17 protein-coding genes and 3 rRNA genes are annotated in these 24,047 nt (G+C 68.9%); 13 read left to right on the top strand and 7 right to left on the bottom strand.

Translation table 11 applies throughout. The features are described from left to right. Positions 1 to 63: 63 nt before the first annotated feature. On the top strand, positions 64 to 1,731 hold the full coding sequence (locus ACMCNO_RS23800) for an alkaline phosphatase D family protein (protein ID WP_412751666.1): 1,668 nt from the start codon (positions 64 to 66) through the stop codon (positions 1,729 to 1,731). Between the two features lie 25 nt (positions 1,732 to 1,756). Here the strand turns inward: ACMCNO_RS23800 and ACMCNO_RS23795 are convergent, their stop codons facing one another. Beyond that, positions 1,757 to 2,371: a DNA-3-methyladenine glycosylase gene (locus tag ACMCNO_RS23795; RefSeq protein ID WP_412751665.1), complete on the bottom strand. Its 615-nt coding sequence runs from the start codon at positions 2,369 to 2,371 to the stop codon at positions 1,757 to 1,759. Positions 2,372 to 2,529: 158 nt separating this feature from the next. Between ACMCNO_RS23795 and ACMCNO_RS23790 the strand changes: the two genes are divergently transcribed. Beyond that, a complete protein-coding gene (locus ACMCNO_RS23790; protein ID WP_412751664.1) occupies positions 2,530 to 4,155 on the top strand; it encodes an FG-GAP repeat protein in 1,626 nt (541 codons plus the stop codon). A gap of 38 nt (positions 4,156 to 4,193) precedes the next feature. Beyond that, entirely contained in the window at positions 4,194 to 5,672 is a 1,479-nt protein-coding gene (locus tag ACMCNO_RS23785) for a calcium-binding protein (RefSeq protein ID WP_412751663.1), read from the top strand. 48 nt (positions 5,673 to 5,720) lie between these two features. On the opposite strand, the gene ACMCNO_RS23780 is transcribed toward ACMCNO_RS23785, so the two are convergent. Next, the gene (locus ACMCNO_RS23780) at positions 5,721 to 6,254 is read right to left on the bottom strand and encodes a hypothetical protein (RefSeq protein ID WP_412751662.1); all 534 of its coding nucleotides are present in this window, start codon (positions 6,252 to 6,254) and stop codon (positions 5,721 to 5,723) included. A gap of 189 nt (positions 6,255 to 6,443) precedes the next feature. On the opposite strand from ACMCNO_RS23780, the gene ACMCNO_RS23775 reads away from it, so the two are divergent. Both ACMCNO_RS23775 and ACMCNO_RS23770 read left to right on the top strand, forming a co-directional pair. Further along, the gene (locus tag ACMCNO_RS23775; RefSeq protein WP_412751661.1) at positions 6,444 to 7,388 is read left to right on the top strand and encodes an acyl-ACP desaturase; all 945 of its coding nucleotides are present in this window, start codon (positions 6,444 to 6,446) and stop codon (positions 7,386 to 7,388) included. Positions 7,389 to 7,551: 163 nt separating this feature from the next. Then, the gene (locus ACMCNO_RS23770) at positions 7,552 to 8,361 is read left to right on the top strand and encodes a CAP domain-containing protein (RefSeq protein ID WP_412753788.1); all 810 of its coding nucleotides are present in this window, start codon (positions 7,552 to 7,554) and stop codon (positions 8,359 to 8,361) included. 108 nt (positions 8,362 to 8,469) lie between these two features. Here ACMCNO_RS23770 and ACMCNO_RS23765 read toward each other — a convergent pair whose 3' ends face one another. Both ACMCNO_RS23765 and ACMCNO_RS23760 read right to left on the bottom strand, forming a co-directional pair. Next, on the bottom strand, positions 8,470 to 9,069 hold the full coding sequence (locus tag ACMCNO_RS23765; protein ID WP_412751660.1) for a nucleotidyltransferase domain-containing protein: 600 nt from the start codon (positions 9,067 to 9,069) through the stop codon (positions 8,470 to 8,472). Further along, entirely contained in the window at positions 9,056 to 10,198 is a 1,143-nt protein-coding gene (locus tag ACMCNO_RS23760; RefSeq protein ID WP_412751659.1) for a type III PLP-dependent enzyme, read from the bottom strand. The genes ACMCNO_RS23765 and ACMCNO_RS23760 overlap by 14 nt, the downstream gene beginning before the upstream one ends. Before the next feature lie 174 nt (positions 10,199 to 10,372). Between ACMCNO_RS23760 and ACMCNO_RS23755 the strand changes: the two genes are divergently transcribed. Together ACMCNO_RS23755 and ACMCNO_RS23750 are read left to right on the top strand one after the other, a co-directional pair. Continuing rightward, a complete protein-coding gene (locus tag ACMCNO_RS23755; protein ID WP_412751658.1) occupies positions 10,373 to 10,843 on the top strand; it encodes a type II toxin-antitoxin system PemK/MazF family toxin in 471 nt (156 codons plus the stop codon). 53 nt (positions 10,844 to 10,896) lie between these two features. After that, on the top strand, positions 10,897 to 11,475 hold the full coding sequence (locus ACMCNO_RS23750; protein WP_412751657.1) for a hypothetical protein: 579 nt from the start codon (positions 10,897 to 10,899) through the stop codon (positions 11,473 to 11,475). 6 nt (positions 11,476 to 11,481) lie between these two features. On the opposite strand, the gene ACMCNO_RS23745 is transcribed toward ACMCNO_RS23750, so the two are convergent. Continuing rightward, entirely contained in the window at positions 11,482 to 12,255 is a 774-nt protein-coding gene (locus ACMCNO_RS23745; RefSeq protein ID WP_412751656.1) for a polyphosphate kinase 2 family protein, read from the bottom strand. 84 nt (positions 12,256 to 12,339) lie between these two features. On the opposite strand from ACMCNO_RS23745, the gene tyrS reads away from it, so the two are divergent. The 4 genes from tyrS (at position 12,340) to rrf (ending at position 19,729) form a co-directional block, all read left to right on the top strand. After that, positions 12,340 to 13,623 carry a tyrosine--tRNA ligase gene (tyrS, locus tag ACMCNO_RS23740; RefSeq protein ID WP_412751655.1) on the top strand — a complete coding sequence of 428 codons (1,284 nt, stop codon included), beginning with the start codon at positions 12,340 to 12,342 and terminating at the stop codon, positions 13,621 to 13,623. Positions 13,624 to 14,412: 789 nt separating this feature from the next. After that, a 16S ribosomal RNA gene (locus ACMCNO_RS23735) occupies positions 14,413 to 15,931 on the top strand. A 450-nt stretch (positions 15,932 to 16,381) separates the two neighbouring features. Further along, a 23S ribosomal RNA gene (locus ACMCNO_RS23730) occupies positions 16,382 to 19,489 on the top strand. A gap of 123 nt (positions 19,490 to 19,612) precedes the next feature. Beyond that, positions 19,613 to 19,729, top strand: a 5S ribosomal RNA gene (gene rrf / locus ACMCNO_RS23725). Together the 16S, 23S and 5S rRNA genes form the textbook arrangement of a ribosomal RNA operon. A 55-nt stretch (positions 19,730 to 19,784) precedes the next feature. Here the strand turns inward: rrf and ACMCNO_RS23720 are convergent. Then, the gene (locus ACMCNO_RS23720) at positions 19,785 to 21,788 is read right to left on the bottom strand and encodes a hypothetical protein (RefSeq protein WP_412751654.1); all 2,004 of its coding nucleotides are present in this window, start codon (positions 21,786 to 21,788) and stop codon (positions 19,785 to 19,787) included. On the opposite strand from ACMCNO_RS23720, the gene ACMCNO_RS23715 reads away from it, so the two are divergent. Together ACMCNO_RS23715 and ACMCNO_RS23710 are read left to right on the top strand one after the other, a co-directional pair. Next, positions 21,732 to 22,694, top strand: a complete 963-nt coding sequence (locus tag ACMCNO_RS23715; protein ID WP_412751653.1) for a Replicase polyprotein 1ab — start codon at positions 21,732 to 21,734, stop codon at positions 22,692 to 22,694. The genes ACMCNO_RS23720 and ACMCNO_RS23715 overlap by 57 nt on opposite strands. After that, on the top strand, positions 22,691 to 23,704 hold the full coding sequence (locus ACMCNO_RS23710) for an HAD-IIA family hydrolase (protein ID WP_412751652.1): 1,014 nt from the start codon (positions 22,691 to 22,693) through the stop codon (positions 23,702 to 23,704). The genes ACMCNO_RS23715 and ACMCNO_RS23710 overlap by 4 nt, the downstream gene beginning before the upstream one ends. Positions 23,705 to 23,709: 5 nt before the next feature. Here ACMCNO_RS23710 and ACMCNO_RS23705 read toward each other — a convergent pair whose 3' ends face one another. Continuing rightward, positions 23,710 to 24,045, bottom strand: a complete 336-nt coding sequence (locus tag ACMCNO_RS23705; RefSeq protein ID WP_412751651.1) for an alkyl sulfatase C-terminal domain-containing protein — start codon at positions 24,043 to 24,045, stop codon at positions 23,710 to 23,712. Positions 24,046 to 24,047 lie beyond the last annotated feature (2 nt).

Below are 24,047 nucleotides of genomic sequence, written 5' to 3'. Positions count from 1 at the left end.
GATCCGTGAAATATTTGTGATCATTGACACCTTCCGCGGGGGGTCCGTGTTACGAAACGTGTCATGACTGTCATCCCTGGCGCGGACCGCACGGTCGACCGCCGTACCGTCCTGCGCGTCGCCGGCCTGTCCGCCGGCGCGGGCGTCGTCGCCGCCGCAACCCGGCCCGCCGTTGCGTCCGCCGCCCCCGCCTCCGTCTTCCAGCACGGCGTCGCCTCCGGCGACCCCCTGCCCGGCGGCATCCTGCTCTGGACCCGCGTCACCCCCACCCCCGACTCCCTCCCCGGCTCCGGTGCCGGGCCCTCCGTCACCCTCGACTGGCAGGTCGCGGCCGACCCGTCGTTCGCCACGCTGGTGGCCTCCGGGCGGGTGAGCACCGGTCCCGAACGCGACCACACCGCCAAGGTGGACGTCGGGGGCCTGACGCCGGCGACCACGTACTGGTACCGCTTCGGGCTCCACGGGGCCTGGTCGGGTACCGGCCGCACGATGACCGCGCCGGCCTCCGACGCGGCGATCAGCCGGCTGCGGATGGGCGTGGTGTCCTGCGCCAACTGGGAGGGTGGCTATTTCGCGGCGTACCGGCACCTGGCCGAGCGCGGCGACCTCAACCTGGTGGTGCACCTCGGCGACTACATCTACGAGTACGGCACGGGGGAGTTCGACGCGGGCGGCACGGTGGTGCGCCGGACGGAGCCCACCCACGAGACCCTGACGCTGGCGGACTACCGGATCCGGCACGCGCTCTACAAGACCGACCCGGACCTGCAGGCCCTGCACGCCTCCATCCCGTGGATCATCACGTGGGACGACCACGAGGTCGCCAACGACATGTGGAGCGGCGGCGCCGAGAACCACACCCCGGGCACGGAGGGCGACTTCAAGGCCCGGGTCGCCGCGTCCCACCAGGCGTACGCCGAGTGGATGCCGGTCCGCCTCGCCGCCGACGGGCACATCTACCGCCGCCTGCGGTACGGCAACCTGCTCGAACTGTCGATGCTGGACCTGCGGACGTACCGCTCGAAGCAGTCCAACGGCACCGACGTGGACGACCCGAAGCGCACCATCGCGGGCACGGACCAGTTGCAGTGGCTGATCGGCGGCCTGAACAACTCCACCGCCCGGTGGAAGATCGTCGGCAACCCGGTGATGATCGCCCGGGTCGACCTGGCCACCCTGCCCGCCTGGCTGCTCGGCCCGATCGCGAAGCTGCTCGGCATCCCGGAGAACGGCATCGTCCTCAACGCCGACCAGTGGGACGGCTACAACGCCGACCGCGAGCGCCTGGTCGACTCGCTGCGCGCGCACCACACCGGCAACGTCGTCTTCCTCACCGGCGACATTCACACCTCCTGGGCCAGCGAACTGACCACCAAGGACACCGGGGCCAACAACCCGGCCGCTGCGGAGTTCGTGGTCCCGTCGGTGACCAGCGACAATCTCAACGACTTCCTGCACACGTCGGCGGGCGGGCCGCTCAGCCTGCTGGCCGCCGACCTGATCCGCGGCACCAACCCGCACGTGAAGTGGACCGAACTGGACGGCCACGGGTACGGCGTGTTCGAGGTGACCACGGACCGGTGCCGGATGGACTGGTACCACCTGGCCGACCGCACCCGCCGCGACAGCGCCACCCGCTGGGTCGCCGGTTGGTCCGTGGGTGCGGGCTCGTCGAAGATCCGCAAGGAGTCCGCGCCGACCGCCAGGCGCCGCACGTCGCCGTACGCATAACAGCAAAGGGGTGGGCCCCTGGGGTTCACCCCTTCCGGCGGACCCGGCGGGTGTGCCGGCGATACGCGCTCACCGTCGGATCGCCCTTGATCCAGAACCGCCACGGCACCTCGTGCGCGGAGGTGACCCCGACCCGCGGTCCCGCCTCGATCAGCTCGGGCGCCACCGGCACCGGCGGCGGCGTCATCGTCATCGGGCCGCTGCCGTCAACCACCGACGTCCCGTACGCGGACGCGTCGAGCCCCAGCACCTGCACGAGCTTGGCCGGCCCGGCGGCGAGGTCCTGGTCGGAGCGCGCCGCGGGCCGCCGGTCCCGGGCGGTCGCCAGGCCGTCGACGACCTCGGCGGCGCGCAACAGGACGGCCGACGCCTGCCCCTCGGGCCCACAGACGACGTTCACGCAGGAGTGCATGCCGTAGATCCGGTAGAGGTAGAGCCGTCCGGCCGGGCCGAACATCGCGGCGTTGCGGGCGGTGGGGCCGCGGTGGGCGTGGCTGGCCGGATCCTGCCCGAGCCCGCTGTACGCCTCGACCTCGGTGAGCCGCGCCGTGACGCCGTTGGCGCTGACGAGCCACCCCAGCAGGTCGCGGGCGGTGTCCGCGACCGCCTCGGCGGGGGCGTCGAGCCAGGCGTAGGTCACCGGTCAAGCCAAGCACACCGGATTTCGGGCCGATCCGTGCGTGCGGACCGGCGACCCGTCCGAGCCGCCGGGTGTGAGCCACCTCGGCCAAACGGGCAGGGTCGACATTTGGGTGATCACTCGCGTATGGTGCCGCTCCAAATCTTGAGGAGCATCTTGTGAGGCACACGCGCAGCGTGCTCGCCGTGATCGTCGCCGCCGCCGTGGGGCTGGCGCCGGATCCGGCGGCAGCCGCTTCCCCGACCGTTTCGTCCGGTTCGATGATCCGGGCGTCGGACGTCTCCGAGACGGCGATCGTCCGGGACGGGATGACCCTGTCGCACCGGCGCACGACCGTCCCCGCGACGCCGGTCACCGGCAAGGGCCGGACGACCACGGACTTCGACGGCGACGGCCGGGACGACCTCGCCGTCCAGGGGTACAAGGGTGTGTTCGTCACCTACTCGTCCGCGCCGTACCGCGATGTGCTGACCACCGACTTTCCCGCCGGTGGCAACCTCGGCCGGAGGATGGTCGGCGGCAACTTCAACGGCGACCGGTACGACGACCTCGCCGTCTCGGACTCCTCCGAGGCCGACCTGAAGAACATGGGCTACCGGGCGGGCGCCGTGTGGATCTTCCCCGGCGGCCCGGGCGGCCTGCAGGTGGACGCGGCCCGGCACCTCACCCAGAGCACGTCCGGAGTGCCGGGCGCCTCGGCCGAGTTGGACCAGTTCGGCGAAAGCCTCGCCGCCGGCGACATCACGGGCGACGGCCGCGACGAACTCGCCATCGGCATCCCGTTCAAGACCGTCGCCGGACGCCGGCAGGCGGGGGCGGTCGTCGTCCTCAAGGGAAGCCCGAACGGCATCGTGACCACCGGTGCCCAGTATCTGGCGCAATCGACCAGCGGAGTGCCCAGCAACCCCGAGAACTGGGACCTTTTCGGCTTCACCCTGGCCATCGGCAGGATCGACAGGAACCGGTACCAGGAACTGATCGTCGGGGTGCCGCAGGAGGATTACCTTCAGGCCACCGAGGGCACCGGCATGATCACCCAGTTCTGGGGCGGCAGCGCCGGGGTCTCCCTGCGGAAGGTCACCGCCGTCACCGGCCGGCAGGTCACCCGGGCCGCGCCGCAGGACAACCAATACTTCTGGAGTCTCGGCAGCAATCTGGCCGTCGGCGACACCAACGGCGACGGGTACGGCGAGGTCATCGACGGCACCTATGGCGCCCAGGCGGGCCACGCGGTCGAACCGGGAGCGGTGGTCAGTCTGGCGGGCCGCTCCACCGGCCTGTCCGCCAAGGGTGTCATCGTGCTGACGCAGAACAGCAAGGGCGTCGCCGGGGCTGCCGAGAGCGAGGATCGCTTCGGTGCCGCCATCGCGGTCGGCGACGTGACCGGCGACGGCCGCGCGGACGTCCTGGCCGGCGTGCCCGGCGAGGACCTCGGCAGCGCCCGGGACTGCGGCGGGGTCGTGCTGCTGCGCGGCTCCGCCAAGGGCCTCACCGGGGTCGGTTCCCAGACGATCAGCCAGGCCTCGCCGGGGGTGCCCGACAACCCCGAGCGCGGGGACGCCTTCGGCGTCACGGTCGCGTTGCTCAACCTCAACGGCTCCGGCGGCCTGGACGGGCTGGTCGGCAGCCCGGACGAGGAGGTCCCGGGCGACCCCCGCGGGTACGCCTCGGGCACGGTCACCAGGTTCGTCGGCGGCGCGAAGGGGCTCAATGCCGTCGGTCTCGTGAGCGGCCGGTCGGTCGACCCGCAGGTGTCCGCCTACGGGTGGTATCTCGCGCGATGAACATCAGCAACAGCGTCCCGGGATGGCGTGGTGCCCCTGTGCGGGTGTGCATCGGCGTCGCGACGGTCGCCGCCACCGTCCTGGCCCTCACGGCGACCAGCGGCCCGGCGTACGCCGCGACCACGGGTGTCGCGCGGGTGGTCAGCGGCACGAAGATCAGCTATGTCGCCGCGGGCCGCCAGCGGAACAACGTCGTCGTGACCCGTTCCGGCAACACGGTCGTCATCGACGACCGGGTACCGGTCAAGGCCGGCCCGGGCTGCCGGGCGGTGCGCGGCGACCGGACGCGGGTCCGGTGCACGACGCGGACCACGCCCACCTCGGTCAGCGTCTCCACGAAGGACCTGAACGACACGATCGTCAACAGGAGCGACCTGGGCATGACGGTTCGGGCCGGCGGCGGCGACAACCGGATCGTCGGCGGTCCGCGCCGCGACCGCCTGTTCGCGGACGAGGGCAACGACACCGTGTACGCGGGCGGCGGGAACGACCTCGTGTTCACCGATGCCGGCCGGGACGTGATCCACGGTGGCGCCGGGAACGACACACTGTTCGGCGGGTACGGCGCAGACACGATCTACGGCGACGACGGTGAGGACACGATCGAGCCCGGTGACGGCAACGATGTGGCCCGCGGCGGCGCCGGAGCCGACGAGTTCCCGGAGAGCGACGGCCGGGACGTGCTCTACGGCGACAGCGGCAACGACGACTTCCGCCAGTACGGGACCTACGACCGTGGCGCGCAGGTCATGTACGGCGGCTCCGGCTACGACGCGGTGACCTACGGGGGGCGTACCGGGCGGATCGTCGCGGACGCCGACGGCAGGTCCGGCGACGACGGGCAGGCCGGCGAGGGCGACTCGATCGGCGCGGACGTCGAGGCGATCGAGGGTGGCTCGGGCAACGACTGGTTGGCCGGTGGCTCGGGCCGTAACGCCCTGACGGGCGGCGAGGGCGACGACACCCTGTACGGCCTGGACGGCGACGACACGCTGTTCGGCGGGCCTGGCAACGACCGTGTCGCCGGCGGCGCCGGCAACGACGAGATCTACGCCGACTTCGGCACCGACGTCATGCTCGGCGGCTCCGGGACGGACCTGGTCTCGTACTACGACCGGCTGGTCACCGTGGTCGCCGACCTCGACGGCGCGAGCGGTGACGACGGGTCGGCGGGCGAGCACGACACGATCGGCGCGGACGTCGAGAACCTCTACGGCGGCTGGGGCGACGACACCCTGACCGGCGACTCCCGGAACAACCTCATCGACGGTGGTCACGGCGCGGACGTCATCCACGGCGGCGCGGGCGACGACGTCCTGGCCGGCGGCGAGGGACAGGGCGGCGTCGACCACGTGTACGGCGAGGCGGGCGACGACGTCCTGCACGGCGGCGGCGGCACCGGGGACGACAGGTACGTGCTCGACGGCGGCCCGAACACCACGGTCGGCGACCGGTGCGTGGAACATAGTCCGGGCCTGGGCGTCCTGGTGGACTGCGAGGACATCGGGTACGTGTGAGACGTCGGCCGTCCTGATCGGGTGCGCGCCGCGGCGCTCAGCGCAGTGTCAGCCGGGGCGCAGTGTCAGCCGGAATGCCCTGGCGCCGGCGGCCCACGCGGCATGCAGGTCGTGGGGGTCGGGCGTGCCGTCCTGATCGATTCGGATCTTGTTGAATCGGGCGAAGTTGTGGTTGTCCCGCGCGATCACGGCGTAGAGCTCGACCACGTCCGCCTCGTCGGTCAGCACGCGAACGTCGGCCAGCCGCCGCCGGCCCTTGAAGCGGACCTCCACCGGCACACCGGTACGCAGGTTCCGGCCCCAAGCGAACGGTGACCCGATCAGCAGCGTGCCCTCGTGCTCGGTGTACGCGACCGGAACCGCGTACCGTTTGCCTGACTTGCGTCCCACCAGGTACAGCGTGACCAGCCGCTTGCCGACCGCGCGCGACAGCAGCGGGAGCCGGAGCAGGCCACGGACGCACCGGTTCGCCAGGCCCTGGAGGGCCATCGTCTGCGCCCTGCCGCCCGGTGCGGGGTTCCCGCTGACCGGCCCGCCCGGGGTGGTCTGCCGTGACGACGATCCAGCCTGGTCATCGGCCATGTGAAGCCCCTCCGGCACGCTCCGTCGCGCGCCTGTCCGGTCCACGCTATACCGGTCAGCGAGGCCGGGCATGACGCCATGTGGCACACGGCGGCAGACCCTCGAGGGGGACGGAATGCCCAACCTACGGTACCGTAACCTACGGTGGCGTAGCCGCGGCACCTGAAGAACGAGCAGCCTGGAGGACGTGTGACGACCGAGCCCTTCTCCGAACTCGCCCTGCTGACCGAGCTGGAGCCGGTGGTGGAGGACAACCTCAACCGCCACCTCGGCACGGCCAAGGAGTGGTTCCCGCACGAGTACGTGCCCTGGAGCGAGGGCACCGACTTCGACGGGGTGCTCGGCGGGCAGGCGTGGGAGCCCGGCCAGTCCAAGCTGTCGGACGTCGCCCGTACGTCGCTGGTGGTGAATCTGCTGACCGAGGACAACCTGCCCAGCTACCACCATGAGATCGCCACGCTGTTCGGTCGCGACGGCGCCTGGGGCACCTGGGTGCACCGGTGGACGGCGGAGGAGGGGCGCCACGGGATCGCGATCCGCGACTACCTGCTGGCCACCCGGGCCGTCGACCCGGTGGCGCTGGAACGGGCGCGGATGACCCACATGGAGAACGGATTCAGCACCGAACACCAGGGCGTGCTCCCGTCGATCAGCTACGTGTCGTTCCAGGAGCTGGCGACCCGGGTGGCGCACCGCAACACCGGCCGGATCAGCGACGACCCGGTGTGCGACCAGCTGCTCGCCCGTGTCGCCCAGGACGAGAACCTGCACATGCTGTTCTACCGGAACCTGCTCGGCGCGGCGTTCGAGCTGGCGCCCAACGAGGCGATGCGGGCCGTGTGCGGGGTGGTCAAGGCATTCCAGATGCCGGGGCACGGGATCGAGAACTTCCGGCGCAAATCCGTACAGATCGCTAAGGCCGGCATCTACGACCTGCGGATCCATCACGACGAGGTGATCATGCCGATCCTGCGTCAGCTGCGCGTCCTCGAGCGCACCGGGCTGTCCGGCGACGGCGAGGCGGCCCGGGAGGAACTGGCCGCGTTCCTCGCCGACCTCGACCAGGCCGCCAGCCGGTTCACGGAGATGCGCGACCGGGCCAACGCCCGCAGACAGGAGCAGCGCTCCCGTTGACCCGGGCGAACTTATCTCTCGCTGAGTCGATCCTTAAGCGCTCCTAAGGAGCGCTCGCCGCGCCGGAACCGCCCGGCATAGTCGGTGCGCCCGTGCCCCACGGTGCACGGCCGCCCCCCACGCGGCCGCCAAAATGGATCGAGGAGCGACCGAGCCCGTGTCGATGTCCGAAACTCTGCGACTGCGCTACACCATCGTTGCCGGAACGACGGCCGTGGTGATCGGCGCCGGGTTCGCCGCGGTCGGCCTGCACCAGCATGCCGACGACGCTACGCAGTCCCGTGTCGCCGGCAGCTACGTCGTCGCCGCCGACCCCACCGGCGAGGCGGCGGCGCCACCCACCGCCGACGCCGCGCCGCTCTCGGCGCCGGTCGACGGCGCCGCGACCATTCCGGCCCCGAGCGCCAGCGCCAGTGCCCGCGCCAGCGCCAGTACGTCCGCCGCGGCCCGGCCCAAGCCGTCCGAGTCGACCACGTCGGCCCCGGCGAAGCCCAAGCAGGCGCGGACGGCGCCCCGCCGGGCGGCCTCGGTGGGTAAGGTGGCGCAGACCAGCGGCGGGATCCTGGACCAGGTGCTGGCGCACATCAACGCGGCCCGCGCCGGCAAGGGCCTGCCCGCGTACACGTTGGACACCGACCTGTCGAAGGCGTCCGCGCTGCACAACCAGCTGATGATCAACGGCTGCGGGCTGGAGCACCAGTGCAAGGGTGAGAGCGGCCTCGGGAAGCGGTTCAGCGCCCAGGGGGTCTCCTGGTCCTCGGCCGGGGAGAACATCGGCTTCGGGTCGTCCGGGGCCAGCGACTCCGCCATCGTCGACGCCGCGAACGGCCTGACCGACAGCATGCTGGCCGAGGTCCCGCCCAACGACGGGCACCGCCGGAACCTGCTCAGCAACGACTTCCGCCGCATCGGGCTCAGCGTCGTCCGCGACGCCAAGGGGGTCACGTGGATGACCCAGGACTTCGTCGGATGACCCGCCCGTTCGGCCCGGCCCGCCCGGTGGGTCCGAAACGCCCGCCGCCGCCGAGCCGACCCACCCGCCGTACCCGCCCGAGCGGGCCGAAGCGCCCGCGCGGGTGAGCTAGCAGACCTGCTGCCACGGGTGGCCGGGATGCACGAGGTCCAGCCCGTCGCGGAGCCACCCCCGCTGCGCCGCGCTCATCAGCGGCAGCGCCCGCGCCAGATCCGCCTCGTCCTTGGCGCGGGCCGCCTTCGCCTTGAACAGCAGGACCACCTCGGGCGTCAGGTACGGAATCCCGTCCGCGGTATGCCGGATGATCTCCGCATACGGGCGCCGGATGTGGTCCTCGGCACGCCGGCAGATCCAGACGTCGCCGTCGTGCGGCTCCCGGAACACGTCCAGCCGCCACACCGCCGCGGCCCGCTCGTACGCCCAGGTCTGGTGCGACTCGCCGGCCAGCGTCCGCGCACTCAGCGGCGCGAGCCGGCCCTCGCCCTGGGGCACCCAGAAGTCGCAGCCGGGCAGGCGCGGCGGCACCAGCGCGAAGTGCTGCGCCGGCACCGCGATCTCCAGGTCTTCGTGCTCGCGGGGCGGGCCGCCCACGAACAGGTCGATCGCCCAACCCGCCGCCACATACCACGGCGCGGGCAGCCCGGAAAGCCGCTGCGCGATCTCCCGGGGATGCCACGCCGCCCACGCCTCGATGTCAGGCTGCTGCATCCTCCGAGCCTACGAAGGCCCCCGAGCCGACGAACCGCAGCCCCGGCACGTCGAAACCGTTGAACCGGGACGCGTACGCCGTGGTGTACGCCCCGGCCACCTGGATGTAGACCCGGTCGCCCACCTCCAGGTCCGCCGAGAGCGGCACGTCGTACCGCAGCGTGTCCTGGCTGTCGCAGCTCGGCCCGGTCAGATGGAACAGGTCCAGGCGCGGCGAGTTGCGCGAGTCGCGCACCGGGTAGCCCAGCGCGTTCTGAGTCTCCAGCGACTCCATGAACCCGTTGAACGCGCCCACGTCCAGGTGCGCCCAGCGTGACCCGCCGCGCCGGGCCACCCCGATCACGGTCGCCACCATCACCCCGGCCTCCGCGACCAGCGCGCGGCCCGGTTCCACGACGAGTTCGACCGGGTACGGCACGTACCGCTCGATCGCGGTGCGGATGTGCTTGGCGTACATCGTCAGGTCCGGCACGTCCCGGTCGTAGCGGGCCGGGAAGCCGCCGCCCACGTTCAGCATCGTGAGCCGGATGTCCTCGCCGCGCAGGTCGTTCATCACCGCGCCGCAGCGCTCGATCGCGGCGGCCCAGGCGCTCGGGTCGGTCATCTGCGATCCGACGTGGAACGTGATCCCGTACGTCCGCAGCCCGCGCGCCCGGGCCCCGCGCAGCAGGCGGGCCACCTCGTCCGGGTCCACCCCGAACTTTCCTTCGCTGGGCACCGCGCTGCGCGCAGCGGTGGTGGCCAACCGCACGTACACCGACGCCCCGGGTGCCATCGCGGCGATCTTGTCCAGTTCCGCGTCGGAGTCCGCCGCGAACCTGCGCACGCCGGCGACCCACGCCTGCCGGATCTGAGCCGGCATCTTGACCGGGTTGCTGAACAGTACGTCCGCCGCCGGGACCCCGATCGCCGTGAGTTCCCGCAGCTCCGCCACGGAGGCGATCTCGAACGATCCGCCCATTCCCCGCAGCAGGCTCAGGATCGGCCGGGCCGGGTTGCACTTCATGGCATAGTGGACGCGGGCCTCCGGCAGGGCGTCGCGCATCGCGCGGTACGCCCGGCCGACACCGTCGAGGTCGACCCTCAGGTACGGCGTTGCGGGTTCGCCCGCAGGGCCGGACATGGTCATGGACAGGGAATCCGTAGAACGGTCGCAGAGCACCCGAGAACGCCGGGGGTCGCGTGGTGCGGAGATAGGTCCCGCGTGGTTGCCCGTCGATTGCACGTCGAAGATTATTAATCATCGATGGCTGTGGGCCGTGCAGTTCCGCCCGGCACGTTCCCGACTCGTTAAGGTGCGGCGATGGTCAATCTACTCAAGGGCATCGCCGACGTCCTGCGCCGGAGCGCTCGCCGATACCCATCCGCCCCGGCGAACTCCCCCCGGTCCGTCCCCACCGCCAGTCGCGGGCGGCGTCTGGGGTATTCACCCGACCTGGACGGTGCCGCCGATCCCGGCGAGATCGTCTGGACCTGGGTGGCGTACGAGGACGACCCCCGTCGGGGCAAGGACCGGCCGGTGCTGGTGGTCGGGCGCGCCGGCCGTACCGTGCTGGGTCTGATGCTGTCCAGCCAGAGCGAGCGGGACGGCCAGCGCGGCTGGCTCGCGCTCGGCCCCGGCGACTGGGACCGCTCGGCCCGGCCCAGCTGGGTCCGCCTCGACCGGGTGCTCGCGGTCGACGAAGACGGCATCCGCCGCGAGGGCGCCATCCTCGACCGCGGCCGCTACGACCGGGTGGCCGACCGGCTGCGCAGCGACTACGGCTGGTCCTGACCCGGCCCGGGCCACGTCCCGCTCCGTCTGCCCGGGCCGATAGCGTGCAGGGCATGACAACGGGGGCGATGGTCGGTTTCGGCACCAAGCAGGCATGGCTCGCGGTGCGCGACGCCGACCCGCGCGAGGTGCAGACCGCCCTCGGGCTGCGCGATCTCGGCGAGGTGCCCTGGCGCGAGGGCATCGACCTGGCTTACCTCACCGACGACCGGGTCGCGTTCACCCCGCGGCTGCCGGGAGACGGCGGATCCTGGGTGCTGGCGGTCGGCCGGTGGCTGCTGCGCCCCGGCACGGTGGTCGACGTTCCCGGCCTGTCGGCGCAGCTCGGCACGGAGGTCCAGTTCTTCGCCACGCATCGGGTCACCGAGCTGCACCGCTGGCACCGGGCGGTCGCGGGCGAGCTGGTGCGCGCGTTCGGCTACGTGGGGCAGACCGGCGAGGTGACCTCCTGGTACGGCGACCCCGACGCCACCGAACGGGCCGCGGGCCTGCCCCCGGCGCTCGACGAGGAGACGACCGTGCTGGTCGCCGAGCGCGATGTGCTCACGGTCGCCGCCGCATGGAGTGTGGATCCCACCCGGCTCGAGGGCCGCCCCGCACCCGGCCCCCTGCGGATCGGTGCCGCGGGCTGACGGCGCTCAGCTCGCCGCCTCGCCCGGGGACTCCAGGTCGTACCCGCGCTGCTCCAGCTCCGCCTCGACCGCCGCGCAGACCGCCTCGACCACGGCCAGCCGTGCCCAGTGCTTGTTGTCGCCCGCAATGACGTGCCACGGCGCCCAGGTCGGGTCGCAGCGCTCCAGCATCTCCGCGACCGCGTCCTCGTACTGTGGGCGCTTGTCGCGGTTGCGCCAGTCCTCGTCGGTGAGCTTCCAGGTGCGCAGCGGATCGGCGGCCCGGTCCCGGAACCGGCGCAACTGCTCCTCGGCCGACACGTGCATCCAGAACTTGACGATGATCATGCCCTCGGCGGTCAGCGTCCGCTCGAACTCGACGATCTCCCCGTACGCCCGGGTCCACTGCTCGCGGGAGGCGAGTCCCTCGACCCGCTCCACCAGCACCCGCCCGTACCAGGAGCGGTCGAAGACCGCCATCCCGCCCCAGCCCGGCAGGCGTGGCCAGAACCGCCACAGGAAGTGGTGCCGCTTCTCGTCGTACGTAGGCGCCGCGAACTGGGAGACCCGGACATGCCGCGGGTCCAGCGGGGCCGCCAGCCGCTTGATCGCGCCGCCCTTGCCGGAGGCGTCCCAGCCCTCGAAGACCACGCACAGCGGCGGGCCGATCCGCTTCTCGCCGATCTGACCGCCGAGCAGCAGGCGCAGGCGCAGCAGGCGTTCCTGCGCCGCCACCAGCCGGTCGATCGCCTTCTTCTTCGACAGCGCGACGGGCGGTGCCGCAGATCCGAGTCGGCTCATGGCTCCACCCTGGCATCGAAGCCCGGCATCGACACCACGAAACCCGGTGTCCGGGCCCGGAACGCATGCGGGAGAATCGGCCACGTGACCGACCGTGCCGAATCCACGAACGTGCAGCCCATCGTCGACGACCTGCGCTGGCGGGGGCTGATCCAGGACTCCACCGACCCGGAGGAGCTGCGCCGCCATCTCGACGGCGCGCCGACGACGTTCTACGTGGGCTTCGACCCGACCGCCGCCTCGCTGCACGTCGGGCACCTCATGCAGGTGCTCACCGCGCGCCGCCTCCAGCTCGCCGGTCATCGCCCGCTGCTGCTGGTCGGCGGCGCCACGGGTCAGATCGGCGACCCGCGCGAGTCCAGCGAGCGCACCCTCAACCCGCCCGAGGTGGTGGCGGCCTGGCAGGAGCGCATCCGCGCCCAGGTGAGCCCGTTCGTCACCTACACCGGCGTGAACGCCGCCACCCTGGTGAACAACCTGGACTGGACCGGGCCGACCTCCGTCATCGAGTTTCTGCGCGACGTCGGCAAACACTTCCCGGTCAACAAGATGCTGGCCCGCGACGTGGTGCGCAACCGCCTCGAGACCGGCATCAGCTTCACCGAGTTCAGCTACCAGCTGCTGCAGGCCAACGACTTCTACCAGCTGCACGTTCAGCACGACTGCACGCTGCAGTTCGGCGGATCCGACCAGTGGGGCAACATCACCGCCGGGGTGGACTTCGTGCGCCGGCGTGGTGCCGGGCCGGTGCACGCGTTCACCACCCCGCTGGTGCTCAAGGCCGACGGCACCAAGTTCGGCAAGAGCGAGGGCGGCGGCACCTGGCTTGATCCCACGATGACCTCGCCGTACGCGTTCTACCAGTTCTGGGTCAACGCCGACGACCGCGACGTGAACAACTACCTGCGCTACTTCAGCTTCCGCCCCCGTGCGGAGCTGGAGGAGCTGGAGAAGGCCACGGCCGAACGTCCGCAGGCGCGCCTGGCCCAGCGGGCGCTGGCCGAGGAGATGACCGCCCTGGTGCACGGCGCCGAGGAGGCCCGGCAGGCGATCATGGCCAGCCAGGCCCTGTTCGGCCGGGCCTCACTGGACGAACTGTCCGCGGACACGCTGCGGGCCGCCCTGGCCGAGGCCGGACTGCTTCAGGTACGCGGTGAGCTGCCCCCGGTCGGCACCCTGCTGAAGGACTCGGGCCTGGTGAGCAGCGCCAACGAGGCCCGGCGGACGATCGCCGAGGGCGGGGCGTACGTCAACAACGAGCGGATCACCGACGGTGACGCCGTGCCGGAGGCTTCGGCGTTGCTGCACGGCCGGTTCCTGGTGTTGCGCCGCGGCAAGCGGACCTTCGCGGGTGTGGAACTGGTGTGACGCAGGTCTACGTCCGGGGGGTTTGACGCTGCCCTGCGGAGCCACGTAGCGTTGCTCCTCGCCCGTGAGACCGGGCGCCGGACGATCCGGCGCGCGAGTCCCCGGGGTCGGAAGACTGAGGCGGCGCGGAGGTCATCTCCGCCAGCCGGTCCCGGGTGGTTCGGTCGTCGGATTTCCTCGATGACCGGAAACCGGCCGGGGTGTTCTGCAAATGGCAGCGACCAGGGCAAGTCGTCAGGGTCATCCTGCCGGACCCACGAGATCGAGCGGTCGCCTGATCGCGCGCGGTCGCGTGGAACCGTGACACCGAGAATTGATCTCGGAGTTGCGGATTCGGGCCCGAGATCGATGATCTCGTAACCGAAACCGGGCGGTGCGGCACGGGAAAACCTCACGGGGACCCCGATTTGAACCCGCGAAGCCGACCGGGTAAAGTAGTTGGAGCCGGCAGGGAAACGGGCGAGCAGCGGAGAGATTCGCAGCGGCCGTCCTGCGGGAACCCACGAAAAAGCAAGTGATCATCGATCATGCGCTTCTTCGCGGGACCTGAGCGAAATTGCACCGGATTTGACGGTGCGAAATAGCGAGGGTAAGTTGAACGAGTGCCCCGGGGTTGGGCCTCCGGTTGGGGGTCTGGTTTTGGTGTGTGGTTGTTCTTTGAGAACTCAACAGGGTGTTTTGATAAGCCAGTGCCAATTGTGATTGTTATGTCCCTGGCCAACGTGTTTTGTTGGTGGGATTCCTTTGGCAACAATTTGTTTGTTGCTGGGATTGTTTTTCAACAGGTTTTTGTTGGAGAGTTTGATCCTGGCTCAGGACGAACGCTGGCGGCGTGCTTAACACATGCAAGTCGAGCGGAAAGGCCCTTTCGGGGGTACTCGAGCGGCGAACGGGTGAGTAACACGTGAGTAACCTGCCCCATGCTTTGGGATAACCCCGGGAAACCGGGGCTAATACCGGATATGACTTCTGGCCGCATGGTCGGGGGTGGAAAGTTTTTCGGCGTGGGATGGGCTCGCGGCCTATCAGCTTGTTGGTGGGGTGATGGCCTACCAAGGCGACGACGGGTAGCCGGCCTGAGAGGGCGACCGGCCACACTGGGACTGAGACACGGCCCAGACTCCTACGGGAGGCAGCAGTGGGGAATATTGCACAATGGGCGGAAGCCTGATGCAGCGACGCCGCGTGAGGGATGACGGCCTTCGGGTTGTAAACCTCTTTCAGCACCGACGAAGCGAGAGTGACGGTAGGTGCAGAAGAAGCGCCGGCCAACTACGTGCCAGCAGCCGCGGTAAGACGTAGGGCGCGAGCGTTGTCCGGATTTATTGGGCGTAAAGAGCTCGTAGGCGGCTTGTCGCGTCGACTGTGAAAACCCGCGGCTCAACCGCGGGCCTGCAGCCGATACGGGCAGGCTAGAGTTCGGTAGGGGAGACTGGAATTCCTGGTGTAGCGGTGAAATGCGCAGATATCAGGAGGAACACCGGTGGCGAAGGCGGGTCTCTGGGCCGATACTGACGCTGAGGAGCGAAAGCGTGGGGAGCGAACAGGATTAGATACCCTGGTAGTCCACGCTGTAAACGTTGGGCGCTAGGTGTGGGGGACCTCTCCGGTCCTCTGTGCCGCAGCTAACGCATTAAGCGCCCCGCCTGGGGAGTACGGCCGCAAGGCTAAAACTCAAAGGAATTGACGGGGGCCCGCACAAGCGGCGGAGCATGCGGATTAATTCGATGCAACGCGAAGAACCTTACCTGGGTTTGACATCACTCGAAAACTCGTAGAGATACGGGGTCCTTCGGGGCGGGTGACAGGTGGTGCATGGCTGTCGTCAGCTCGTGTCGTGAGATGTTGGGTTAAGTCCCGCAACGAGCGCAACCCTCGTTCGATGTTGCCAGCGCGTTATGGCGGGGACTCATCGAAGACTGCCGGGGTCAACTCGGAGGAAGGTGGGGATGACGTCAAGTCATCATGCCCCTTATGTCCAGGGCTTCACGCATGCTACAATGGCCGGTACAAAGGGTTGCGATGCCGTGAGGTGGAGCGAATCCCAAAAAGCCGGTCTCAGTTCGGATCGGGGTCTGCAACTCGACCCCGTGAAGTCGGAGTCGCTAGTAATCGCAGATCAGCAACGCTGCGGTGAATACGTTCCCGGGCCTTGTACACACCGCCCGTCACGTCACGAAAGTCGGCAACACCCGAAGCCGGTGGCCTAACCCCTTGTGGGAGGGAGCCGTCGAAGGTGGGGCTGGCGATTGGGACGAAGTCGTAACAAGGTAGCCGTACCGGAAGGTGCGGCTGGATCACCTCCTTTCTAAGGAGCACCTAGCCCGTGAAAGCGGGCCAGGAGCCCGCGTCGCCCGAGTGTGGTGGCGGGGTGCTCGATGGCGGAGACACTGGCCCAGTTTGGTTCCGGCAACGGCCGATTCATCTAGTACGCATCCTGTGAGGGGTGGGGGAACGGTGGGTGGGTGCGGCGGGGACGAGGCGTTCAGATCAAGACACCCTGTTGGGTCCTGAAGGAACAACCAGGCCCGGATGCTGCGGACAGCGGCACGGGCACCCGGCCCGGGAGGGTTGGGGGTTGTTGTTCAGCGCCAGGCATGACCTGGCTCCTCATACCGCTCGAAACGCGGAGATCCTGTTTGTGGGTTGGCCACCTTGGTTTGTGGTGGTGTGTTTCGGGGTTTGGTGGGGGGCGGGGGGTTGTGGGTTGGTTGTTGGTTGAGAATTGCACAGTGGACGCGAGCATCTTGTTTTCTGTGGTTAAGTTGTCAAGGGCGAACGGTGGATGCCTTGGCACCAGGAGCCGATGAAGGACGTGGGAGGCCGCGATAGGCCTGGGGGAGCTGTCAACCTAGCTGTGATCCCAGGGTGTCCGAATGGGGAAACCTGGCACGAGTCATGTCGTGTCACCATCATCTGAATTCATAGGGTGGTGGGGGGAACGCGGGGAAGTGAAACATCTCAGTACCCGTAGGAAGAGAAAACAATAGTGATTCCGTGAGTAGTGGCGAGCGAAAGCGGATGGAGCCTAAACCGGTGGCGTGTGATACCTGTCAGGGGTTGCGTCATCGGGGTTGTGGGATCTGCGGGGAAGATCTGACAGTCTTCCGGAGAGTTACAAAGTCGTTGGTTAGCTGAATGGTGTGGGAAAGCCAACCGTAGAGGGTGAGAGTCCTGTAGGTGAAAGCTTTCGACCTCTTTGCAGATATCCCGAGTAGCGGCGGACCCCTGTAATCTGCCGTGAATCTGCCAGGACCACCTGGTAAGGCTGAATACTTCCTGGTGACCGATAGCGGACGAGTACCGTGAGGGAATGGTGAAAAGTACCCCGGGAGGGGAGTGAAATAGTACCTGAAACCGTTCGCCTACAATCCGTCAGAGCCTTTCGGGGTGATGGCGTGCCTTTTGAAGAATGAGCCTGCGAGTTAGTGGCACGTGGCGAGGTTAACCCGGGTGGGGTAGCCGTAGCGAAAGCGAGTCTGAAGAGGGCGTTGAGTCGCGTGTTCTAGACCCGAAGCGGGGTGATCTAGCCATGGGCAGGTTGAAGCGTGGGTAAGACTGCGTGGAGGACCGAACCCACCAACGTTGAAAAGTTGGGGGATGACCTGTGGTTAGGGGTGAAAGGCCAATCAAACTCCGTGATAGCTGGTTCTCCCCGAAATGCATTTAGGTGCAGCGTCGCGTGTTTCTTGCCGGAGGTAGAGCACTGGATGGTCTAGGGGGCCTACAAGCTTACCGAAATCAGCCAAACTCCGAATGCCGGTAAGTGAGAGCGCGGCAGTGAGACTGCGGGGGATAAGCTTCGTAGTCGAGAGGGAAACAGCCCAGATCACCAGCTAAGGCCCCTAAGCGTGTGCTAAGTGGAAAAGGATGTGGGATCGCATAGACAACCAGGAGGTTGGCTTAGAAGCAGCCATCCTTTAAAGAGTGCGTAATAGCTCACTGGTCAAGTGGTTCCGCGCCGACAATGTAGCGGGGCTCAAGCACACCGCCGAAGCTGTGGCACTCACACAAGTACTTCGCCATGATCCTTGAGGTTGTGGTGCAGGTGTGTGGGTGGGTAGGGGAGCGTCGTATGGCGGGTGAAGCGCCGGGGTGACCCAGGTGTGGACGCCATACGAGTGAGAATGCAGGCATGAGTAGCGAATGAAGGGTGAGAAACCCTTCCGCCGGATGACCAAGGGTTCCAGGGCCAGGCTAATCCGCCCTGGGTGAGTCGGGGCCTAAGGCGAGGCCGAGAGGCGTAGTCGATGGATAACGGGTTGATATTCCCGTACCCGCGTAGGAGCGCCAGCGATGAACCTCACTGTGCTAACCATCTGAGTCTGCTGATCCCTTCGGGGTGAGGTGGGTGAGGTTGGGATCCTGGTGGGTAGTAGTTGAGCGATGGGGTGACGCAGGAAGGTAGCTGATCCCGGCCGGTGGTTGTGCCGGGGTAAGCGTGTAGGCCGTGCCATAGGCAAATCCGTGGCGCATGTGGCTGAGACGTGATGCCGAGCCGATTCAGGTGAAGTCAGTGATCCTATGCTGCCGAGAAAAGCCTCTAGCGATGTTCCGAGCGGCCCGTACCCCAAACCGACACAGGTGGTCAGGTAGAGAATACCGAGGCGACGGGCGAACTGTGGTTAAGGAACTCGGCAAATTGCCCCCGTAACTTAGGGAGAAGGGGGGCCGGACGCGTGAAGCCCCTTGCGGGTGGAGCGTGGTATGGCCGCAGAGAGCAGGGGGAAGCGACTGTTTACTAAAAACACAGGTCCATGCCAAGTCGTAAGACGATGTATATGGACTGACGCCTGCCCGGTGCTGGAACGTTAAGGGGACCTGTTAGCTCTTCGGGGCGAAGCGGAGAACTTAAGCGCCAGTAAACGGCGGTGGTAACTATAACCATCCTAAGGTAGCGAAATTCCTTGTCGGGTAAGTTCCGACCTGCACGAATGGCGTAACGACTTCCCCACTGTCTCAACCACAGGCCCGGCGAAATTGCAGTACGAGTAAAGATGCTCGTTACGCGCGGCAGGACGGAAAGACCCCGGGACCTTTACTATAGCTTGACATTGGTATCTGAATGCAATTGTGTAGGATAGGTGGGAGCCGGTGAAGCTCGGACGCCAGTTCGGGTGGAGGCAATCTTGAAATACCACTCTGTTGGATTTGGGTATCTAACTTGCGGCCCTGATCGGGTCGAGGGACAGTGTCTGGTGGGTAGTTTAACTGGGGCGGTTGCCTCCTAAAGGGTAACGGAGGCGCCCAAAGGTTCCCTCAGCCTGGTTGGCAATCAGGTGTTGAGTGTAAGTGCACAAGGGAGCTTGACTGTGAGACTGACAGGTCGAGCAGGGACGAAAGTCGGGACTAGTGATCCGGCACTTGCGAGTGGAAGCGGTGTCGCTCAACGGATAAAAGGTACCCCGGGGATAACAGGCTGATCTTCCCCAAGAGTCCATATCGACGGGATGGTTTGGCACCTCGATGTCGGCTCGTCGCATCCTGGGGCTGTAGCAGGTCCCAAGGGTTGGGCTGTTCGCCCATTAAAGCGGTACGCGAGCTGGGTTTAGAACGTCGTGAGACAGTTCGGTCCCTATCCGCCGTGCGCGTTGGATACTTGAGAAGGGCTGTCCCTAGTACGAGAGGACCGGGACGGACGAACCTCTGGTGTGCCAGTTGTCCCGCCAGGGGCACGGCTGGTTGGCTACGTTCGGAAGGGATAACCGCTGAAAGCATCTAAGCGGGAAGCCTGCTTCGAGATGAGGTATCCCACCACCTTTGAGTGGGTAAGGCCCCCAGCTAGACGACTGGGTTGATAGGCCGGAGATGTAAGCCAGGTAACTGGTTCAGTTGACCGGTACTAATAGGCCGAGGGCTTAACCACATTAAACAAGGTGCTCGACACGCGTCCACTGTGTGATATCTCAGCAAACAACCACCCCCCCTATAGGCCTGGGTGCAACACCCGGGGCAGACAGGAGTGGGGGGTTGGTGCGCTGGCCAGTGTGCCGGTGGTCATAGCGGAGGGGAAACGCCCGGTCTCATTCCGAACCCGGAAGCTAAGCCCTCCAGCGCCGATGGTACTGCACTCGGGAGGGTGTGGGAGAGTAGGACGCCGCCGGACTCAAACCATGGTGAGGGCCGCCCCCAACAAGGGGCGGCCCTCACTGCATGCAGGGCTAGGACTGTGAGTTCCAGGCCCTGTCCACAGGGCAACCGCCCTCGAAATAGTTCCCGGCCGCTCGACGAGTAGCCTTTGTGAGCATTGAAGCCGACCCGCCACCCCGCGGGAATCGCCGTATCGGAAGGAACGACCCGTGACGACAGGACCGCAGGACGGCGGCGGCCACCACCGCGGCGACGAGGGCCGGCCCAGTCGCGGACGCGACGGCGAAAACCGGGGCGACCACGGCAGCCGGGGTGGCGAGAGCGGCCGGGGTGGCGAGAGCGGCCGGGGTGGTGAGAGCGGCCGGGGTGGTGAGAGCGGGTTCCGTGGTTCCCGGGATCGTGGTCCCAGCAGCGGCGGCGACCGGGGCGGCTTCCGCGACGACCGTGGACGGGGCGGATACCGTGACGACCGCGACCGTGGCGGTCGGGGCTCGGCGGGCGGTGGCTACCAGGGCCGCGGCGACCGCAGCGGCTTCTCGCGTGACCGCGGGCCAGATCGCGGTTTCGGCGGTGAGCGGGATCGGGGCTTCGGTGGCGACCGTGGCCACGGCGACCGCGATCGGGGCCAGACCAGGGGCGGGCGCGACAGCGGCGGCTACCAGGGCGGCGGCGGCTACCAGGGTGGCGGCGGCTACCAGGGTGGCCAGGGCGGCGGTGGCTACCAGGGTGGCCGGGGCGGTGGCTACCAGGGTGGCCGGGGCGGACAGGACCGCGGCAGCTTCCGGCCGGGCGGCCCTCAGGGCGGTGGCTCCCGGGACGGCGGCGCCCGTGGCGGATACCGCGACGATCGGCCTCGTGGGGGCGACCGCCAGGGTGATCGGGGTCGCGACTTTTCCGGCGGCCGCCAAGACTCCCGCGGTGACCGTGATCGGGGTGGCGACCGCGGCGGATTCCAGGGTGACCGCGGCGGATTCCGAGGCGACCGCGGTGGAGCCCCGCGGGACCGGGGCGGCTTCCAGGACGGCGGGCGCGGCGGTTTCCGCGGTGACCGGGACCGCGGCTACCAGGCAGGGCCGCGTGGATTCCAGGGCGACCGGGGCGGAGACCGGGAGGGCGGCCACACCCGGGGCGGGGCGGACCGGGGCGGCTCCGGGTACCAGGGTGGTCGCGGCGGCTACCAGGATCGCGGTGACCGTCCGGGATTCCGGGACGATCGCGACCGGCGACCCGCGGGCGAGGGACGCGGCGGGTTCCGCGGGGATCGCGAATACCAGGATGGTCGTGACCGCACCGGCGACCGTGGTGGATTCTCGCGTGACGACCGCGGCGGATTCCGTGGCGGGGACCGCCCGGGCAACCGTGGAGCGAGTGGCTTCCGGACCGATCGCGAGCGCGGCGGGTATTCCGGTGGTCGTGACGGTGGCTTCCGGGATCGCGGCCCGGACCGCGGGTCCCGCGACGGCGGTTTCCGCGGCGATCGCGCACCCCGTGACTCCGGCTTCCAGCCAGACCGGGACCGTGGTCCCCGTGACGGCGGCTTCCGGGGCGACCGTGGTCCTCGTGACGGTGGCTTCCGGGGTGACCGGGACCGTGGTCCTCGTGACGGTGGCTTCCGGGGCGACCGTGGCCCGCGTGACGGTGGCTTCCAGGGTGATCGCGACCGTGGCCCGCGCGATGGCGGCTTCGGCGGCGATCGGGACCGTGGTCCTCGTGACGGTGGTTTCCGGGGTGACCGGGACCGTGGTCCTCGTGACGGTGGCTTCCGGGGCGACCGTGGCCCGCGTGACGGTGGTTTCCGGGGTGACCGGGACCGTGGCCCGCGCGATGGCGGCTTCGGCGGCGATCGGGACCGTGGTCCTCGTGACGGTGGTTTCCGGGGTGACCGGGACCGTGGCCCGCGCGATGGCGGTTTCCGTGACGACCGGGGTCAGGAATTCCGTGCCCACGACGACCAGCAGCCGGCGTTCCAGGCTCCGGATCTGCCCGAGGGCATCGCCGCGTCCGACCTCGACAAGGAGGTGCGCGCGGAACTGCTGAGCTTGTCCCGTGACGTCGCCGACCGGGTCGCCCGGCATCTCGTCGCAGCCGGGCAGATCATCGACGAGGACTCGGATCTGGCCCTGCAACATGCGATCGCGGCCCGGCGGCTCGCGTCGCGGATCGCCGCTGTGCGCGAAGCCGTCGGTCTCGCCGCCTACGCGGCGGGGGACTGGGCGACCGCGATCTCGGAGCTGCGTACGTACCATCGCATGTCCGGCCGGCAGACCCACCTGGCCGAGCTGGCGGACTGCGAGCGTGCGCTGGGCCGCCCGGAACGGGCGATCGACCTGTATCGCGGGGCTGACCGAGAGGCCCTCGACAAGCCCGGGGCGATCGAGCTGCTCATCGTGGCGGCCGGGGCACGCAGCGACCTTGGCCAGCACGACGCTGCGGTGGCGATGCTTCAGGTGCGCGAACTCACCGGTGACGGCGAGGCGGAATGGGTGCCGCGGCTGCGGTACGCGTACGCGGATGCGCTGCTGGCGGCCGGGCGCCGGGACGAGGCGCGGGAGTGGTTCGCGCGGGCGGCCTCGGCCGACGAGGACGGCTTGACCGATGCGGCGGAACGGCTGCTGGAACTCGATGGCGTCGACTTCGCCGACGACGGCGAGGATGACCAGGACAGCGAGGACGACCGCGACGGCGCCGACGGCGAACAACCGCGGGCCGAGGACGATACGGACGATCTCGACGAAGACGAAGACGAGGACGAGGACGAGGACGTCGAGGACGTCGAGGACGTCGAGCCGGAAGGCTTCCTGGACGACGACGAGCCCGGCCTCGACCCGGAGGAGTTCGACGACGATCCTGAGGCGGTGGACGAGTCGGCGGGCGGCCGCGGCGGGACGGACGGCGGCCGGCGCGACGAGCAGAAGACGCTCGATGACGAGTTCGTGGTGACCAACGACGAGGACGGCGACGATGGGCGGGCGAAGGCGTGAGTGATCGGCTGGTCGACGGGTATGACCTCGTAGTCTTCGATCTCGACGGCGTTGTCTATCTCATCGACAAGCCGATTCCGGGCGCCGCTGAGGCGGTCGGTGCGCTGCATGCCGAGGGCACGGCGATCGCGTACGCGACGAACAACGCGTCACGCCGGGCCGCCGACGTCGCCGCCCTGCTGACCGGCATGGGTGTGCCGGCGGCCCCCGATGAGGTGCTGACCTCGGCCGGAGCCGCCGCGGTGCTGCTGGCGGGCGACCTGCCCGCGGGCGCACCCGTACTTGTGGTCGGTGCTGAGGCACTGCGCGCCGAGGTGCGCGAGCAGGGCCTGACGCCCGTGGAACGCCTCGAGGACGCGCCGGTCGCGGTGGTGCAGGGTTACGGGCCCGACGTCGGCTGGCGGATCCTCGCCGAGGCATCCCTGGCGGTGCGGGGCGGCGCGCGCTGGATCGCCACGAACACCGACCGCACGCTGCCCAGCCCGCGCGGTCCACTGCCCGGAAACGGCTCGCTCGTCTCCGTGCTGCGTACCGCGCTGGACCGCGACCCGGACGTGATCGTGGGCAAGCCGTCACCCGCGTTGTTCCAGGCCGCGGCATCGCGGTCCGGGGCGGCGCGTCCCCTCGTGGTCGGCGACCGGCTGGACACGGACATCGAGGGTGCCGTCGGCGCGGGCATGGACAGCCTGCTCGTGCTGACCGGCGTGACCGGTCCGGCGGATCTGCTGGCCGCGCCGCCGGCCCGGCGGCCGGTGTACGTCGCGGCGGACCTGTCGGGACTGTTCGCGCCGGCCGAAGCCGCCCGCCTGCTCCCGGCAGACGCCGAGGCGGCCGGCGGGTGGCGACTGGCGGATGACGGTGGGACGGTCCGGTTGGACGGCGACGGCGCACCCGTCGACGCGCTGCGTCTGCTGTGCGGCCGGGTCTGGAACGGCGTGGCGTCCGGTGACGTGCGGGCGGGTTCGGAGGCGGCCCGTGAGCTGTTGACCAGCTGGGGTCTGCCGGGCTGACGGCGCTATAGCAACTTGCGCAGTTTCAGCAGGTCGAACGGGTTCGCCTTGATGCTGACCTGCCGCGACGTCACGGCCCGGGTCACGTCGAGGCGGCCGGTCACGACGGCGATCAGATCGTCGCTGTTCGCGACGAGTGCGATCTTCGCCCGTGGGTCGTCTCCATCGGCGATGTCGACCAAACGTCCGCCCGCGAGCCGGCCGTGGAAGGCCGCGTCGAGATCGGGGATCCGGCAGGCCAGGGTGCGGTCGAGATCGAGTTTCCCGCGGGTCGCGGCATTGGCGTCGAGGCGGGCGGCGAGGTCCTCGAGCGCCTGCCGGCACTCGTCCACGCTGGCCATTC

The organism is Krasilnikovia sp. M28-CT-15 (assembly GCF_047159595.1).
Classification (GTDB): domain Bacteria; phylum Actinomycetota; class Actinomycetes; order Mycobacteriales; family Micromonosporaceae; genus Actinoplanes.
Note: the sequence above shows the minus strand (reverse complement) of the source record. Positions and strands in the feature narration are given on the sequence as shown.

Bases quoted from the DNA above. Each gene is read 5' to 3' on its own strand.
- ACMCNO_RS23745 (WP_412751656.1), bottom strand. From the start codon at position 12,255: ATGAGCCGACTCGGATCTGCGGCACCGCCCGTCGCGCTGTCGAAGAAG.
- ACMCNO_RS23755 (WP_412751658.1), top strand. From the start codon at position 10,373: ATGGTCAATCTACTCAAGGGCATCGCCGACGTCCTGCGCCGGAGCGCT.
- ACMCNO_RS23770 (WP_412753788.1), top strand. From the start codon at position 7,552: ATGTCCGAAACTCTGCGACTGCGCTACACCATCGTTGCCGGAACGACG.
- ACMCNO_RS23800 (WP_412751666.1), top strand. From the start codon at position 64: ATGACTGTCATCCCTGGCGCGGACCGCACGGTCGACCGCCGTACCGTC.
- ACMCNO_RS23765 (WP_412751660.1), bottom strand. From the start codon at position 9,069: ATGCAGCAGCCTGACATCGAGGCGTGGGCGGCGTGGCATCCCCGGGAG.
- ACMCNO_RS23760 (WP_412751659.1), bottom strand. From the start codon at position 10,198: ATGACCATGTCCGGCCCTGCGGGCGAACCCGCAACGCCGTACCTGAGG.
- ACMCNO_RS23780 (WP_412751662.1), bottom strand. From the start codon at position 6,254: ATGGCCGATGACCAGGCTGGATCGTCGTCACGGCAGACCACCCCGGGC.
- ACMCNO_RS23750 (WP_412751657.1), top strand. From the start codon at position 10,897: ATGACAACGGGGGCGATGGTCGGTTTCGGCACCAAGCAGGCATGGCTC.
- ACMCNO_RS23720 (WP_412751654.1), bottom strand. From the start codon at position 21,788: ATGCCGGGCGACCCGGTCGGCGACGTCACGGGACAAGCTCAGCAGTTC.
- ACMCNO_RS23705 (WP_412751651.1), bottom strand. From the start codon at position 24,045: ATGGCCAGCGTGGACGAGTGCCGGCAGGCGCTCGAGGACCTCGCCGCC.